This window comes from Martelella sp. NC20 (assembly GCF_013459645.1).
GTDB lineage: Bacteria > Pseudomonadota > Alphaproteobacteria > Rhizobiales > Rhizobiaceae > Martelella.
This window is the reverse complement of the sequence record NZ_CP054861.1, coordinates 3,414,122-3,429,121: the sequence shown is the minus strand read 5'-3', so window position 1 is coordinate 3,429,121 and position 15,000 is coordinate 3,414,122. Positions and strand designations below refer to the sequence as shown.

Annotated in this window: 13 protein-coding genes; 3 read left to right on the top strand and 10 right to left on the bottom strand. The window is 62.7% G+C overall.

The annotated features are described in order from the left end of the window. Positions 1 to 258 precede the first annotated feature (258 nt). Positions 259 to 5,784 carry a DUF4011 domain-containing protein gene (locus tag HQ843_RS16355; protein WP_180897327.1) on the bottom strand — a complete coding sequence of 1,842 codons (5,526 nt, stop codon included), beginning with the start codon at positions 5,782 to 5,784 and terminating at the stop codon, positions 259 to 261. 530 nt (positions 5,785 to 6,314) lie between these two features. Between HQ843_RS16355 and HQ843_RS16350 the strand changes: the two genes are divergently transcribed. Both HQ843_RS16350 and HQ843_RS16345 read left to right on the top strand, forming a co-directional pair. Next, positions 6,315 to 7,115, top strand: a complete 801-nt coding sequence (locus HQ843_RS16350) for a GNAT family N-acetyltransferase (protein WP_180897328.1) — start codon at positions 6,315 to 6,317, stop codon at positions 7,113 to 7,115. 75 nt (positions 7,116 to 7,190) lie between these two features. Then, entirely contained in the window at positions 7,191 to 8,330 is a 1,140-nt protein-coding gene (locus tag HQ843_RS16345; protein ID WP_180897329.1) for a hypothetical protein, read from the top strand. Positions 8,331 to 8,670: 340 nt separating this feature from the next. Here HQ843_RS16345 and nusG read toward each other — a convergent pair whose 3' ends face one another. The 9 genes from nusG to HQ843_RS16300 are packed head-to-tail and all read right to left on the bottom strand — an operon-like array spanning position 8,671 to position 14,342. Further along, positions 8,671 to 9,333: a transcription termination/antitermination protein NusG gene (gene nusG, locus HQ843_RS16340; RefSeq protein ID WP_180897330.1), complete on the bottom strand. Its 663-nt coding sequence runs from the start codon at positions 9,331 to 9,333 to the stop codon at positions 8,671 to 8,673. Between the two features lie 11 nt (positions 9,334 to 9,344). Continuing rightward, complete coding sequence (locus HQ843_RS16335; RefSeq protein WP_180897331.1) at positions 9,345 to 10,079, bottom strand: hypothetical protein; 735 nt, start codon at positions 10,077 to 10,079, stop codon at positions 9,345 to 9,347. Continuing rightward, the gene (locus HQ843_RS16330) at positions 10,069 to 10,527 is read right to left on the bottom strand and encodes a hypothetical protein (protein WP_180897332.1); all 459 of its coding nucleotides are present in this window, start codon (positions 10,525 to 10,527) and stop codon (positions 10,069 to 10,071) included. Before HQ843_RS16330 ends, HQ843_RS16335 begins: the two co-directional genes overlap by 11 nt. Further along, positions 10,502 to 11,656, bottom strand: a complete 1,155-nt coding sequence (locus HQ843_RS16325) for a hypothetical protein (protein ID WP_180903249.1) — start codon at positions 11,654 to 11,656, stop codon at positions 10,502 to 10,504. The genes HQ843_RS16330 and HQ843_RS16325 overlap by 26 nt, the downstream gene beginning before the upstream one ends. After that, positions 11,656 to 12,411 (bottom strand): hypothetical protein, encoded by a 756-nt coding sequence (locus HQ843_RS16320; protein WP_180897335.1) that lies wholly within the window; start codon positions 12,409 to 12,411, stop codon positions 11,656 to 11,658. Before HQ843_RS16320 ends, HQ843_RS16325 begins: the two co-directional genes overlap by 1 nt. Further along, the gene (locus tag HQ843_RS16315) at positions 12,408 to 13,151 is read right to left on the bottom strand and encodes a hypothetical protein (protein ID WP_246710123.1); all 744 of its coding nucleotides are present in this window, start codon (positions 13,149 to 13,151) and stop codon (positions 12,408 to 12,410) included. Before HQ843_RS16315 ends, HQ843_RS16320 begins: the two co-directional genes overlap by 4 nt. Then, on the bottom strand, positions 13,145 to 13,636 hold the full coding sequence (locus HQ843_RS16310) for a GcrA family cell cycle regulator (RefSeq protein WP_180897336.1): 492 nt from the start codon (positions 13,634 to 13,636) through the stop codon (positions 13,145 to 13,147). Before HQ843_RS16310 ends, HQ843_RS16315 begins: the two co-directional genes overlap by 7 nt. Continuing rightward, positions 13,633 to 13,884, bottom strand: a complete 252-nt coding sequence (locus tag HQ843_RS16305) for a hypothetical protein (protein ID WP_180897337.1) — start codon at positions 13,882 to 13,884, stop codon at positions 13,633 to 13,635. Before HQ843_RS16305 ends, HQ843_RS16310 begins: the two co-directional genes overlap by 4 nt. A 2-nt stretch (positions 13,885 to 13,886) precedes the next feature. Continuing rightward, the gene (locus tag HQ843_RS16300) at positions 13,887 to 14,342 is read right to left on the bottom strand and encodes a hypothetical protein (protein WP_180897338.1); all 456 of its coding nucleotides are present in this window, start codon (positions 14,340 to 14,342) and stop codon (positions 13,887 to 13,889) included. A 133-nt stretch (positions 14,343 to 14,475) separates the two neighbouring features. On the opposite strand from HQ843_RS16300, the gene HQ843_RS16295 reads away from it, so the two are divergent. Beyond that, complete coding sequence (locus tag HQ843_RS16295) at positions 14,476 to 14,991, top strand: hypothetical protein (protein WP_180897339.1); 516 nt, start codon at positions 14,476 to 14,478, stop codon at positions 14,989 to 14,991. Positions 14,992 to 15,000: the final 9 nt, after the last annotated feature.

The following is a 15,000-nucleotide window of genomic DNA, read 5'->3' as shown; positions in this document are numbered from 1 at the left end:
GCGCCGCCCTGAGCGTCAGGACAGCGCGGATTGCGGCTACGCCTCCCGGACGATCCGATTACGCGTGCCTACCGCTTCCGGTCCTTAGCTTCTGTTAGGAATGGCGCGGATATTGCGCGGCAGCAGTTGTAATACCCCATTCGAGTATCCGTTCCAAAACTGGAAGACCTCCTATTAATATCCGAAATGGCCTCTGATTTCCGTGAAGAGCGGACCTGTCAGCACTCCTCGCTCAGGGTGTGGTACCTTCTCGCTTCATCATCCGATATCGAGCACCCGCACCTCCTTGATGTGCGAGCCCACTTGATATTCTACTTCGTCACCCACCTGCGCGTCGAGCAGGGCCTGTCCGAGCGGAGTGTGAACGCCGATCTTACCCTGGTCCGGCGCATTCTCACCCTCGACAAGTGTGAAGGCGAGCTTCTTGCCGTCAGTGATGTTCTCGACCTTCAATTTAGAGCCCAGCGCAACGGTCGGCTCCGCCGCGACCCGGCTTGCCGCCGTGAAGAGGTCGCTGCTCGCCGGTGGCTCGAACGGCAAGCTCGCCTGCTGGGGCTTCGGTGGCGCTGCCGGTGCGATCAGCGTAGCAGACGCAGGCCTTGGCTCGGGCCTGGTTTGTGCCGGCACCTCTTCTACGCCTGAGGTCGTTTCCTCAACCAAGCGGGTCAGTAGTGCCATCGCATCGAGACGCTCGGAGTGCTTCACACCCCGCGCCTTGGCATCGGCGAGCGCGTCGTCGATCTCCTCCTTCAGGACCTCGATCTCGGCGCGCGGGTTGCGGAACCAGTCGGTCGACCAGATCCGGTGCAGTCGCCAGCCGAGCCCCTCTAGCACCTCCTGGCGAAGCCGGTCGCGGTCGCGGCTCGACTTCGAGCTGTGGTAGGCCGCGCCGTCGCATTCGACACCCAGAATGTAGCCGTAGGGCCAGTTCGGGTGCCGGACGCCGAGGTCGATGCGGAAGCCTGCGACGCCCACCTGCGGGACCACCTCGCAGCCGAGGCGCTCGATCTGGGCCGCGACGTAGTCCTCGAATGGGCTCTCCGTGCCGCCCAGCGGGCCGGCCGCATCCGGGATGTGTCCGGTCTTCGAGTATTCGAGCCAGGCCCGGAACATCCGCACGCCGAGCGCTTTGTTGCCGTCAACGAGGATGTCGGTCGGCTTCATCGAGGTGAAGGTCATGATCTTCCGCTTGGCGCGGGTGAAGAGGACGTTCAGTCGGCGGTGGCCATGGGCCGAGTTGATCGGGCCGAACCGTTGAAGCACCTTGGCACCGGGAGATTCCGGTCCGTAGAGCGTAGAGATCATCATCACGTCGCGTTCGTCGCCCTGGATCGTCTCAATGTTCTTGACGAAGAACTCCTCAAGCGCGTCGTTCTCCTCTTCCCACTTCTCGACGAAAGCCTGGACCTTGGGGTTGCGGTCGCGCTCCCGCTCGAACTCCTCGAGGATCAGGTCCTTCTGATCGGAGTTCATCGTGCAAATGCCGAGCGAGAGCTCGGGGCGATGGTTCATGTGGTGGACCGCAGCGACAACGATGGCGCGGGCCTCGATCTCGTTGCGGCGCCCCTTGTAAATACCGGGCACCTCGACGAGCTCGACGCCGAGATCTGGGTGGTCTTCCTGCGCCGAGGGGAAGATCGTCAGCTCTCCCTTGTACATCCACTGGTTGGAGAACTGGATCAGTGCAGAGTGCCGCGAGCGGTAGTGCCAGCGGAGCTGGCGCACCGGCATGAAGGCGACGTTGGCCATGTCGAGGATGCTCTCGCTGTCCTCGCGCAGGTCCTCGTCGGTATCGCTGTTGTCGAGCACCTTCTGGAAGAAGCTCGTCGGTGGCAGTTGCTTGGTGTCGCCGACGACTACCGACTGGTCGGCCCGGCTGATCGCGCCGATGGCGTTTTCGGGCGTCATCTGCGAAGCCTCGTCGATGACCACGAGATCGAAGCGCATGCCCTGGCGGAGGTATTGCGCGACCGCGAGTGGCGACATCATCCAGCAGGGCTTCAACTCGACGAGGGCGCGGCCGGCGCGGCTTGTCAGTTCGCGAATGCTGATGCGGCGCTTCTTCTTGTAGAGCTCGTTGTAGATCAGGCTCATTTCGGTGAAGGTCGACTTTCGGCCGACGTTGTTGCCGGCCGGCGGCTGGGCCGATTCCAGGAGCTCTTGCATCACCGCGGCGCGGGAGAGCTGGATCATCTCGCGATCCTTGGAGCGGATCTCGCCCCGGATGCGGTCGAACTCCTGTCCGTCGTAGCCTTGTAGAGCTGGGCCCCACTCCTTGTAGGCGAGGTCTGTCATCGAGCGCGCGATCAGCGCGCGGACGATCGGTGCGAGACGTGCCGGATCGAAGGCTTCGCCCTCGGCCACCGCCCAGTCGATCAGTTCGCCGAGCCCCTGTCCGCGCAGGCTGTCCTCGGCGCGCTTCAGCTGCGACCTGTCGAGCAGCGATTGCGGATCGGCCGCCGCCTCCCGCAGGTCGGCCGTGCGCCGGGCCAGCGCCATCGGCGTCGAAAGATCCTCGGGAAGCCCGAGATCGGCAATAAAGCTGCCGACCTGGGTCTCGAGCCTGGCGCGACGGGCGGCAAAGGTCTCAAATTCCTTCGCCATATCGGCCGCCCGGCCTGACCGCATTGCCGCGAGCACCATATCCGCGTCATCGGTGGCGGCGATCGCCTCGGCCAAGTCGCACTGGACGCCGATCAGGTCTGTCCGTGTCGCCAGGCCGGCGAAGCGCGATCCGAGCGCTTCGCGAGCCGGGCTCTCCTCGATCTTGCGAGCGAGGTCTACCTCCGCCGTCTTCCGGACCAGGATCTCCTCGATCTCCGGGAGAGGGAGGCTCGTTCTGTCGCGGAACAGCTCGAGGTGGCTGTCCGCCTCGGTGATGTAGCGTCGCTCCTTCTCGGCGATCTCCTCGAGCTCGCGCAATTTCGCCTCGGCCTCAGAGAGGGGCAATGGAGGCACGTCCTCAAACTCCGCGAAGGTGAGGACGGGATCGAGTTCCCCGGTTTCGAGGTAGGCTTTGAGGTCCACGCTGGAGCCGGCGATTTCCTTGCAGATCCCGTGAAAGGTCACCACACGGCCGATCGCCGCCATCTCGGTGTTGAAGCCTCGAAAGTGTGGACCTAGGCGCTCTGCGTAGCGTCCGCCGTTGTCGAATTCCTGGCGGCTGTCGAGCCAGTCGGCGTATTCGTGCAGCCTACGTGCCATCTCGGCTGGGCTGTCCTCGCGCCGCCCTCCGAGTATGTTCGTGTATGTATTGCGCGCTGCCTTGTAGGTGGACCCCATGCGCCCGAAGAAGCCAGCGCGGTCGATCGCGGCCGCCGCGTTCCTGAGTTCACCCGCGTTGTGGGCGCCGCCGGCGGAGGGCATCGCCTGCCGGATACGGCCGATCTCGGTGGAAAGGCGAGAGATCCGGGTATCGATCTCCATGGCCAGGGCATCGACGGAAGCCATCGGGTCGCCGCATCGTAGGGAGAGGACATCCGGGGACTGCGCCGCGATGCGCTTCGCCCCATCGCGGATCTCCGTCAGGGTCCGGCCGGACGATGTCCAGCTCTGCGGAAGCCGGGACGCGGCGCCGAGCACAACCCGGGCCTCGGCGATCGCACCTTCGATCTCGGCGAGCCTCGCGCGATGCTGCTCGGGGTCGAGCCGTCTGCCCCGTGCCTTGGCGAACTCGGCGGCAGCCGCAAGGCGCTTGGAGACGTTCCAGCCCTCGGCATCCCGCAGGCTGTGACCGAGTTGGGCCATGAGTGTCCGTCTTTCGCTGATCTGGCCGCAGAGATCCCGGGCCGCCCGGCGGGCGGCAGGATCAGTGAGTCTGTCGAGCAGGTCTGGGGTGACCCGGCCTTCGTCACACGCGGCGGCCGAAAGCAGGTCGCCGATCTTCTTCATGTCGATCACGAAGGGGTTTGCAGTCATGAAGACGGTGATCGACGAGCCCGCTATGTCCCTCTCGAAGACCTCGAGCTCCTCCGCGATGCTGCGCGCCGCCTCGGCGTGGTCTTCGGCGATATCGTGCGATGTGATCGGCGCAGTCGAGGCGCGCCAGACGGCGGGCATACGCGCGATCCGTCCGAGCCGGGTGCCGAAGGCTTCCGCCTCTGAGACCAGGGCCTCGACCTCGATCGCGCCCATTTCCCTGGCGTTCGGAATCGGCAGACGGCGGATTTCCCGCGGCAAGGCCTCACGGGTCTCGGCCGTGGCGATGGCATGGCCGATGATCTGGTGCACCGTGAGCCCGGTCGAGCCGAGCATCGCGCCCAGCGCATCGAGGTAGCCCTGGAGTATGGCGCGGTCCCGTTCCAGGGCGCGCTGGCGCGAGTTGAAGCTGTGCCGGCCGGGGCCGGGCGTCCGGTTCATTTCGAGGCGGGCCTCGATGCTCTCGTAGGCGGTCTCGGCCGTGCCGCGTCCGGCCTGGAGCGGCAGGATGAAGTTGCCGAGACCGGCGGCATCAAGGCGGTTGCGCACGACGTCGAGCGCGGTCAGCTTTTCGGCCACGAAGAGCACCTTCTTGCCGTCGGCGAGCGCCGAGGCGATCAGGTTGACGATGGTCTGCGACTTGCCCGAGCCCGGCGGGCCTTCGATCGCCAGGTTCTTCTGATCGGCGACATCGACGAGGGCGGAATACTGCGAGGCATCCGCATCCATCACCACGTAAGGCACCTTGCTGGCGACCTCAGGATCGTCGGTGCCGTAGGTCTCCGCATAGGCGCCATCGCCAACGCCGGTCGTGGCGAGAAGGCGCACCACTGTCTCTTCCTCGGCCAGCGGGCGTTTTTCCGGATCGAGGTCGTGGTACATCGCAATCTTGGAGGACGGGAAAATTCCAATGCATGCCTCGCGGCGTACTTTCCAGTGCCAGCCCCGGGGTGCGGCTTCCTCGACCGAATCGAAGTAGTCCTCGACGCTTCCGCCCTCGTAGTCCGGCAGAGAGAGCTTATTCTCGTTCAGGAGCTTCAGCGCCAGGTTGGTATTGACCATGACCTGGTCGACGCCGCCCAGGTAGAACTCGGCGCCATGCGGGGACTGCTTCCGCTCGATCCGGATCTCGAGCAGTAGCAGCGGCGAAACGAAGCGATCGTTCTCGTCAGGGCTTTTCCACTCGAGGATGCCGAAGGCGGCATGGAGCACGTTGACCCCGGTCTCGCGCTCGAAGGACCGGCCCTTCTCAAGAATGGACTTCGCCGATCGTTGTAGCCGGTCCGGCAGCAGGAGGGTCTGGATATCGTCGTCGCCGTGCCGCCCGTCGTGGTGCTCGTCCCCGGGGAGCGGCAGGATGTAGCTTGGCTCGATGCCGTGAATCCGGGCATGTTGGGCGAGCGAGGGCGCGTCCTTGGTCTGGCGCGGCGACAGGCCAAGGTCTTCGCGCAGGCGATCCTTCAGGGATCGCTCGGCCTTCATCAGCTTTTCTTCCGCCTTCGCGTCGTCGGGATCGATCTTGGCGATCTCGGCGAGATAGGCCTCGTCTTCCTGCCGGGCGATGAAGAGCGCATCCCGGAAATCGTCCGTTTGCTCGTCCGGGAGTTCGTCTTCGAGGGCTGGCAACGCCGCCAGCCGCATCTGGCGGCCCTGAGAGAGGTGGTAGCGCAGGATGTCGGGAAGTTCGTCTACAACGCGGATGAACGAAGTCGAAGCCGGGGTAAATCGGATATTGATCAGCGGGTTCCGACGGGTCGAATCGAGAAGCCGAAGCCGGAGTTCCTGAAGTTTGGCGGAGACAAGTTCGATGTTCTCGTCGGTCAACAAGCGACTCGACGCCTCGTGGTCATCTTGTGAAGGGCTCATGGTTTCTCCCAATTGGCGGCCGCTTGAAAATCACGCCCGGCGCTACCACGGTTGAGCCTAAGGTATCGATTGGCAGGCGACAACAATAGCAAAGCGAGGAAGAATGACAACAATAGCAAAACGAGGAAGAATGCGGAGATAAGCGTGATCCCGTGTGATCAAGCAGCCCACAAAAATTCATTTCAATTTCCAGAAAACCGCTGGATCGAACAGCGTGGCCTTCCCCCCATCACCGAACCCTTAGCCTACTTTGAGCGTGAAATCGAAGCGCGCAAAATGCGGGAAAGCTCGTCCGCGCGGGTTGGAAAGCGATTTGCAGCGTAAAGGTCGAGAATTTCCTCCCCCGTAGAAGCTACCACTGGTTGTCTTGACACACATCGGATCAGAGCTGCGATTTACGACAAAAACTCAAGTATATTCCAAATTATCAGAATTATATGTATCTTCGGCCAAGAAAGTCACATGCGGCATTTATTGGCGTTTTATAATACTGCCGGCGACAATGATCCCTCCAACCGCTAGGTATCCCTATGAACGAACGCATTGTTCCCGCCAACGACAGTTTGTTGGCGCAAATCGAAACCTGGCTTGATGCCGAAGAGGCCGAGTATAAAAAAGCTCATGAGGCATGGGAGGAAAATCACTACGAGGGCCGTCCGCCGGTTCGTGGTTTCCGTTGCAACTGGAACATCGCGAAAAGGTGGTGGCAAGAAGCCTCGCAGCCGATCTGGGTCCTCATCGCAGATAACGAGGCTGTCGGATTCCTCGTAGGTGATCAGATCTTGGAGGTGCGGCCTGACCTGAGACGACATGAGCGTCGATATGGACGCAGCCTAGCCGATCACCTGGCGCGTTCTTTCTATGATGAGGGCCGGTCATTGGCAGCGATCGAAATCACACCTTCTTCGGCAATCCCTTTTTGGCATCGCATGGGATTTACGACCGTTCCGGGTCGCGAAAGTCCCAATGGCCTGTTCGCCTATAAGATCCTGCGCAGGACCTTCGAGCTTGGAGCGGGCCAGCGTGTAGCCTACTCCATCGAATTTCTGACTCCCGACGGTCGTTACCTCGACAATCCGGAGCCGTTTTCGAGATTTGTTGGGGAGGGGGAACGGCTTTCTGACGGTGCCATCCAGCTTTCAGAGAGGGCTTTCTGTTTTCGACCGCAGGACGATCAGCATGTAGATTATTTCGTCCGGATCGAACTCGAAGGCCGTGTGGTCCATTTCGACAAAGCAAAACGCGAGAAAAGCGCGCGGCTCGGGCTCGCCCTCGACAAGGGCTACATCTACTTCATCGATCGGATTTTGCCGATTGCAGGACAGAGTTGATGCCGTCTTCTATGCGGAGTTGAGCTGCGCCACCGTTTCATGTTTAGCCTCGGGAATTTATGTCAGAGCGATCATATGAAGGCAGCAACCAAGGATTTTTTCATTGCACTGTCCACGGAGTTGTCGAGGCTCTATGGCTTTGCGCGCCAGATGAACGAGCTGGATTTTGCCGGTTCTCTCGGTGGTGAATTTCGGGGTATGCAGGATGCTGGCTGGGCTACAACGATTACCGCACAGCAGGTCTTCGACGAACTCCAATCATACACGGGGCGCACCGAACCCTACTCAGTCCCAGAAATGCGCATAGCATTGATGCTCTATTGCCAGCTGTCAGAAGCAGGAGGTGTCTATGAATCGCTGAAGAACATCATGGGCGTGGTTACCAGTCAGCCTTACAATCTCTGGCCGTTCAAAGACATTGTGCGTGTTCGTAAGGCCGACAATCGCATCATAGCTCCAAACGCGAACGCCACCTTTAGGGAACTGGCCACGAAGGCGTCGGAGATCGGAATGACAAAGCTGGCGGGCCTCTTGGCGTCCGCCTTTAACGATGAAATCCGCAACGGTATTTCCCATGCAGACTACGTGATCTGGGCCGACGGTCTCCGTTTGCGAAAGCGCAATGGTGGGTACGCGAACCGTTTGAGCTTTGAGGAGGTCGGCGCAGCTATTAATGCCGGCGTCGGATTCTTCGAGATCCTTCAGCACCATAACCGTGCTGCGATGGCATCCTTCAATCCCGCAAGAGAAATAATCGGGAAGTTCAGCCAAAACTTCCCGATGAAGTATACGGTTTTTGCTGATCCAGAGCGGGGCACCTTCTCAATCAGTAGCTCATCGCCGGGCCCGGAAACGACGCCCGAATACCTTCGCCACGTCGAGATTACGGCCCGCCTCGGCGGGAAGGTCTTAGCGGTGTTTCCAAGACACGGTGACACGACAGACGAAGCGGTGATCAAGCAGATTGAGGATGCTGGCTACGAACCGCATATTGTTCCGATGGATGCGGCCGCGCGCGACACCCTGCTGGCCGAAATCAATACAAAGGCCATGCACGACGTCCGTGGTGCATGCACGGACGGCCTGCTGTTGGCAAGCCCATTTGGATTCCGGAGCGTGGCCGACACGGACGAGCTTGACGAGGTTTTCCCGCCTCCTATCGTTGAACTAAATTTCGGCGATGATTTCGCAGAGGCAGTCTCGGCTAGTATTTAGTGCTAAAGGGAAGAACCGGCCAGTTTGCTCCCGGTCCCATTTCTGCCATTCAGAAAGCTCTTAGCGTTTGGTCGGCAAGTCCCGTCCATTGCCTCGATTTCCTTGGACGCGCCACACCACTTTGCCCCCTGCCCTAAACTTTAGCCCCTGACTTTAGGCTTTGAATTTAGTCTCAGACTGGGCAACCCGCGCGGTGCCAAATACCCGCATGGCCAAGGGTGCCAGGAAGGACCCGCCGTTTTCCTCGGGAGGGCCTATAGCCCTTTGCGGAAAGGGCGGATCGCCGAAGCAACCCGCCCTCGCGCACCCTGCCCGCCGTGACGGGATTCAGCCTTTCGGATCATGCTCTGCTGATACAGGCCAGCGGCACGACCATCGGCGTCATACGCCCGAACAGGTCGACCTCGATGACGACATCACCCCTGCCCGTGGTGTTGGGTGTCACCACTGTTCCGACCTGCCCGGCGAAGATCCCGTCTTCGATCTTTACCCGGTCTCCGGCAGCGACCCGGACATCGCTCTGCCGGTCATAGTCGAAGGCGCCGTTGTCGGCTTTGCGCATCAGCGCTGCGACGGCATCGGCCGGGATGGCATAGGGCGCCTCCCAGCCGCCGAGGATCGCCGTCACATGTTCCTGCCGCAACAGCCCCCGCAGAGCCTTCGCCGTGCTGACGAAGCGGACGAGGACATAACCGGTCATCAGCACCTCGTCCTGCGGCGGCAGCATCCTGCCGCGCCGCCTGCGTCGCTTGCCCCGGCGCATCGGCGCCAGTGCCTCGGCTCCGATCGCCCTCAGCGCAGCCTCGGTTGCCTGCTCGTGCCCGGGATGAACCGCGGCCACATACCAGCATGCCGTGTCGCTTGCTGTGTTGGCGGCAAGCGCGCCATCTTCGTCCTGCCGGATGCGCCGGATATTATCATCGCGGTGCATCCTGCGCAGACTGCGTTCGCCCAGTTCCGCTTCGAGCCTGTTGCCTTCCACCGTTGCTGCGTCTGTTACCATCCTTGCCACCATCATCGTGCCGCTGCCTCGTTGTGCCGGATCCGCTGTATTGTCTCGAAGAAGGCTGTCAGTGCCGCCGCCGGCGTTTCGCCCGGTGGGAAGTAGACCCATTGCGCCCGCCCCGGATCCGGAAGCCAGGGAAAGCACCGGGCGTCATGTTCGGCCTGCCAGGCGAGCCAGAGATCGCTGCCGACACGCACCTGCTCGAAGTCCGCACCGGCAAGCACCGTCTCCGCCGTCACCCGCACGCCCCTGCCCGGATGGTGCAGCGCCTGCTCGTGCATCGCGTTCACGGACGGCCAGCCCATCTTCTGCATCCGCTCATGCTGGAGTGAGCTGCGGTCCGTCCGGCCTGCGGCAATCTCATGCTCCTGGAACCGCGTCAGCGGCGGCAGCTTCATGGCAGGCTCGCCAAGCCGGATGAAGCGTTCGGCCATCCACGCCTTGCCGAAGGTCGCGGCAATGGCCGGGCCGGTTGCCGGGGCTTCCATGCCGTCCGGCACATCCTGCCAGCGCTTGTCCCTCAGATAGGTGCTGGCGGCAAACTTCACCGCCCTGCCCTTCAGCGCAGCAAGGGTGAGGAAAGCCGGCAGCAGGGTGGATGCCCTCTCCCGGTCTTCCGTGGTCATCGCCTGCCATTCGGCAAAGGCCCGCTCGTCGCTGTCATCGCCGAAGGTCGGCCATTGCCGGTAGAACTTCAGGAAGGACTTTCGCACCGTCCTGCGGTCTTCGCTCTCAGTGGTCATCGCGCTCTCCCGTGGTTGGCATTGCCCGCTTTGCGGCGGCTTCCTCCATCAATGCCCTGACGGCTGCGACCTTCTCCCGGCGGCGCTGCCGTTCTTCCGGCGAGATGGGTCTCGAAAGCCGGCGGCGCTCTTCGATGCCCTTCAGCCGATCGCGCTCGATCCGCAGCATCTCCCGGTCATGGCGGGCGGCATCATCGATCAGGGCGGAGAGTTCGGCCGGCTTCGGCAGGAACGAGCGGAAGCGCTCATAGCGGCCAAGCCTGAGGTTTGTGAACACCCGACGCATGGCCGCAACCGGCTTGTCGCGCAGCACGCTGGCATAAAGCTCCGCGGCCATCTCCGGGTCGATGCTGTCGGGCACCGTGAAGCCGCACTGCATCAGCGAGGACAGCATCAGATCCGAGCGATGCTCGCCTGCCGGTTCAAGGGCCGCTTCGTGGGCTGCCATGCGCCGTCCAGTCCGATCTGCCGATGTCGATGATGTCTGTCTCCCGGTTACCAATGTCGTCACTGTTGCCATTGTCGTGCCTCATGCGCTTGTGGAGGGTTTCCTGCACCCGCCTGTTGTGTTCCCGGATCTGTTCGGAGCGAGATGTGCCTGAAGGCCATGGCGGCGATCTGGCCTGCGATGGTGGGGACGCGGCCGGCCTGTCGGTCCAGCGGTCCTGGTTGAGCCATGTCGAGAGATTGCACCATGGCCGGTCGTCACGCTTGGCGACGTAGCGCCTCAGCCCGGCCATGATCGTGTCAAAGTCCGCCCGCTGCCTAGCAGAGGCCCAGGCCTTCAGCGCCGTCTTGCGGGCCACCTTCTGCGGGTAGAGCGGCCAGACATGGGCGTCGAACTCCGCCGTCAGCCCGGTGATGTCCCCGCCGCGTCGACGCGCTCCGGTGCTGGCTGTGCTGACTGAGCCGGCGGCTACCCCGTTCCCGGCGGATGACGGTCTGTCGGTCCCCGGCTCCCGTCCCGGTTCTGCTCCGAGGTTTGCTCTGATGTCTGCGCCCTGGTCTGCCCCAGAGCCTGTGCTCGGACCGGTATCGGGTTCTGCTGCAAACAGACCCGTCTCTGCCGTGGCGGGGGGATCTTTCTTTTGGGCCCCTTTAGGGGCCTTTTCTTTAAGGGGGGATTTTTTCTCTTGGGGGGTTTGGGGGGTATTCTCTTTTTCCGCCGCACCGTAACGCGTTACGTCACCCGTAACGCCGCGTGACGCTTTGTTATGGTCGAAGGCGACGGCAATATCGGCCTGATCTGCGGTTTCGCCCGCATTGTCAGGGCCTTGGCCATTTTCCTCTGCATCGTGCTCCCCGTCACGCGTTACGTAACGCGTTACGTCACGCGTTATGCCTGCGTTACGCCCTGAAGCAGGTTTTGCCGCCCGTCTTGCCCGATAGCGCGCCTGCCGTCTGGCCGCAGCGGAACGACCGCCATGGCCTTCATTCGCCATGTCGTCATCCGCCTCGCCGGTGACCGGCACGAACACGGGTTCGCGCGCGGAAAGCGCCGCAGCCGTCCGTCCGATCAGATCGGCGTCGACGCCTGCCCGCACCATATCGGCTATCAGGGCGGCAACCTCACACATCAGCCGAGTTCCCGCTCGATCCGCTTGCCGATCCGGGCGATGTCGTCGGCCTTGCGCGACAGGTCCATGGCCATCTTCAGCAGGCGGTCATGCTCTTCGCAATGTGCCTTGCGGGCCGCCATGAAGCCGGAGTGCAACCGATCGAAGCCTTCCTTCTCGGCCGTATATTCGTCGAGCAGCGGATTGCTGCCTTCCGGACCGAAGAAGGCCTCGCGGACCTCGCTCACCCATGCCCGGGGCACATTCAGATCCCGGGCAAGCGTCGTATCCGTCCAGGATCCGCGATAGCCGCGATCGCCATAGACGTCGTCCAGCTTCTCGGTGATGATCCGCCGGTCCTCACGGTCCATCGCCGGCGGCGGATCGGCCTGCGGTACTGGCTGAGACGCGGGCTCGGAGGTTGCTCCTGCGGCTGCCGTCGTCCTGACGGCAAGTGCCTTTGCTGTCGCCGCTGCCTTTCGCGGCTTTGCTGCTGCCATGATCTGTCCTTTCATGCGGTTTCGGGTGGAAGTGTTTCGCCGGCAGGCCGGGCACCTGTCGTCGGCCGGTGTGGCGCCGACGGACCAGCCGCCGGCGCGGAAGTGATCCGTGACGACCTCTGCTGGCCCCTGCCGGAGCGCGGCGCTGAGGATCGCGTAGCCGCTCGCCTCGCAGCAGCCGCAGACGATCCGCAGTGCCGCAGCCATGCCGGTAGCGTGCGCGACGGTCGCGCGTTCGAAGTGGCGAACGGGTGATTGTGCTGCCGTGGTGCTCATGCTGTGGTCTCCCGCAGAATTTCCTCGGCATATCCGCCCCATTGCGCGGCCATGGCGCTCGCAATCCCCGGATATGTCCGGGAGCGCAGCCGCCAGCGGTCCACTCCGGGCGGGGCCCGATGAACGATCGACCAGCGCCTGTGTTCATCCGTGCCGGGTTTCGGCGGGATCAGCCTGTCGGTCGGCGTCAGTTTCGGCAGGGAGCGCAGATAGAGCGCGGTCGCCTTGAAGGCCCTGTCGCCGAACCACCACGGCTGCACCGTCTGTGCCGGGGGCGCATAGCCTTCAATCCGGGCCCTGGCATGCCGGTGCATCACCGGGTTCTCGACCGCGATCCGCTCCACCGGCGCATTCCAGCAGGCCGCAAACAGTGCCGCACCCTCATCCAGAAGCCGCCACATGATCACGCGGCGGGCATCGGTATCGAGCGACGGCCATGCCTGTTTCTCTTCCACCGTTGCCTCATTCGGCGGATTGGTCGGCGGGCCGGAGAGCCAGCGAACCCCGCTGTTGCAAAGCCGCGTGCACGGCGGATGCATCACCACCAGCAGGTCCCAGCCGTCATTCAGAATCTCACGGATATCGCAGATCATGTGGCGGTTGCTGCCGTCTTCTGCCGGCAGCAGATCGCAGGACCAGACATCATGACCGAGTGCGGCAAAGGCCCGTCGCACCACGCCCGAGGTCTCGCAGCCGATCAGGATCCGCATTGGAGATGAGGAACGCAGCGCCATCACCATGCCGGCGTCCTCTTGATGTAGGGCCGGTACATCAGCTTCTGATGCTCCGGGCAGTAGGCGGATCCTTCTGCCACCGGTCTGCCGCAACACGGCGTGTCCGGACCGAGCCGCTCACCGCCCGGCGTCAGCACCAGCCGGCAGCGGAATTCGCCGCAGTCGATGAACGCCACGGTCGGGGCCCCGGGGAGCTGCATGTGCTGGGTGTCATAGGCCTCGACCGGGATCAGCCTGGGTTTGTCCACCGTCCCGGTCCCGGCTGCCTTTTTCCGCTTTGCCAGAAGCTTTGCCGCCTTCGTCTTTCGCTCGGCGGCTTTATCCGCTGCGGTCTTCTTTTCCCTCACGGGAAACAGATCCGGATTGCGGCGGGCAATGCCGGCAACCACCATGCGCGACACGCCCCACGCCTCGGCGATCGCCGTCAGCGCCTTGCCATCCCGGCGCATCGCGGCCATCGCCTCTATCTCCTGACGGTCCCAGTGCTTCATGCCGCACCGCCGTTCAGTCCGGACGTCAATTCGGATCCGCAAGCCGAAAACTGCTCGCGCCACCGCCAGTCGGTTCCGCTTTCGATGAGTTCGCGAACATGCGCGTCCACGGCCTCTTCATGCGCCTCGCGGCATGGGTGCTCGCTCAACGGATGGTCGCTCCAGCCGCAGCGGCAAAAGCAAAAGCCCGCCACCGAAACGAGGTGGCAGGCGGCGCGCGGCGAAAGGTCTGTGCTGATATCTGTCATCGTCAGGCCCGCGTCATGATTTCGAGGAGAGCTCGCGCCAGCCTGTCACCACAGCGCTGGATGATCCGGCGTTCGCTCTCATCCACCGAGCCGTCATCGGCCAGTGCCTCATGCAGCGCTCGCTGCAGATCGGAAAACGACATGCCCAGCGCCGAGATATCGCAGAACTCCAGCCGGTGTTCCGCATCCTCCCGTTCGGCGCGCACGAGGCGAAACCCCTGTGCCTGTGCCATCGCCGTTGTTATGATCGGCGAGCCGGCCTCAAGATCGGCATCAAGCGCCACATCGACAGGAATGAAGGTTTCGGCATGATCTTCGGAGGCCAGACCGTATTTGGAGAGCTGCGCCTCGGCAACGCGGGTGACATGCTGGAAGCTGTCTCCGCCGCCTGCTGCCCTGATGGCGCGACGTGTTGCGGCCTTGAGCCTGGCGCGGTTATCTTCGGAAGTTGGACGCACGAAATCGCCTCCCCGGAAATGCAAGGAAAGTGTTCTGAAAAAGTCTTTGATGCGCGGCGTCAGGCCCGCCGCTAGGTTTCAGGAATCAGCGGTTCGCCTCAGGGCGGGCGGATATGGTAAAGGGAGCAGGACGATGCTGAAGAATGAACGCGCCGGAGCGGAGGGAGGGGGAACCCGCCCCGGCGCTTCATCCCGACTGCAAGGAGACGACAGCCGGGTGTTGCAGATGCACCGAACCGGGCAAGGTCCCCTGCCCGACTGGCGCTGCCAGAAAGAAAGCGCGACCATGCGTGCCGCGCGAAACGTGCCGCAGGCATGGTCGCAGTCGGCCGCGCATGGAAAATACCCAAAACCCACGCAACAGGGGAAGCGGAAGGCAGAATCATTGAGCGCACCCCGCCGGTACAAGTTTTCTTCTGCCTCGACTGGCCTTACGTCCGGCATTTTGGCGGATGAAGGCTCTGATCCTATGTTCGGTGGAAGGCATAACCTGTCCACCAGAACAAAGCCGTTCAACCAGCCGGCAATTATTGACAGCCGCTTTGCCAAAATAGCTCGCAGACATTCCTGTGGCTGCAAGGAACGCGTTGATGTCATGCAGCAGCTGTTCGGAAAACTCGTTCATAGGGCCCGAATATCGACGCTATAGCGTCAATGT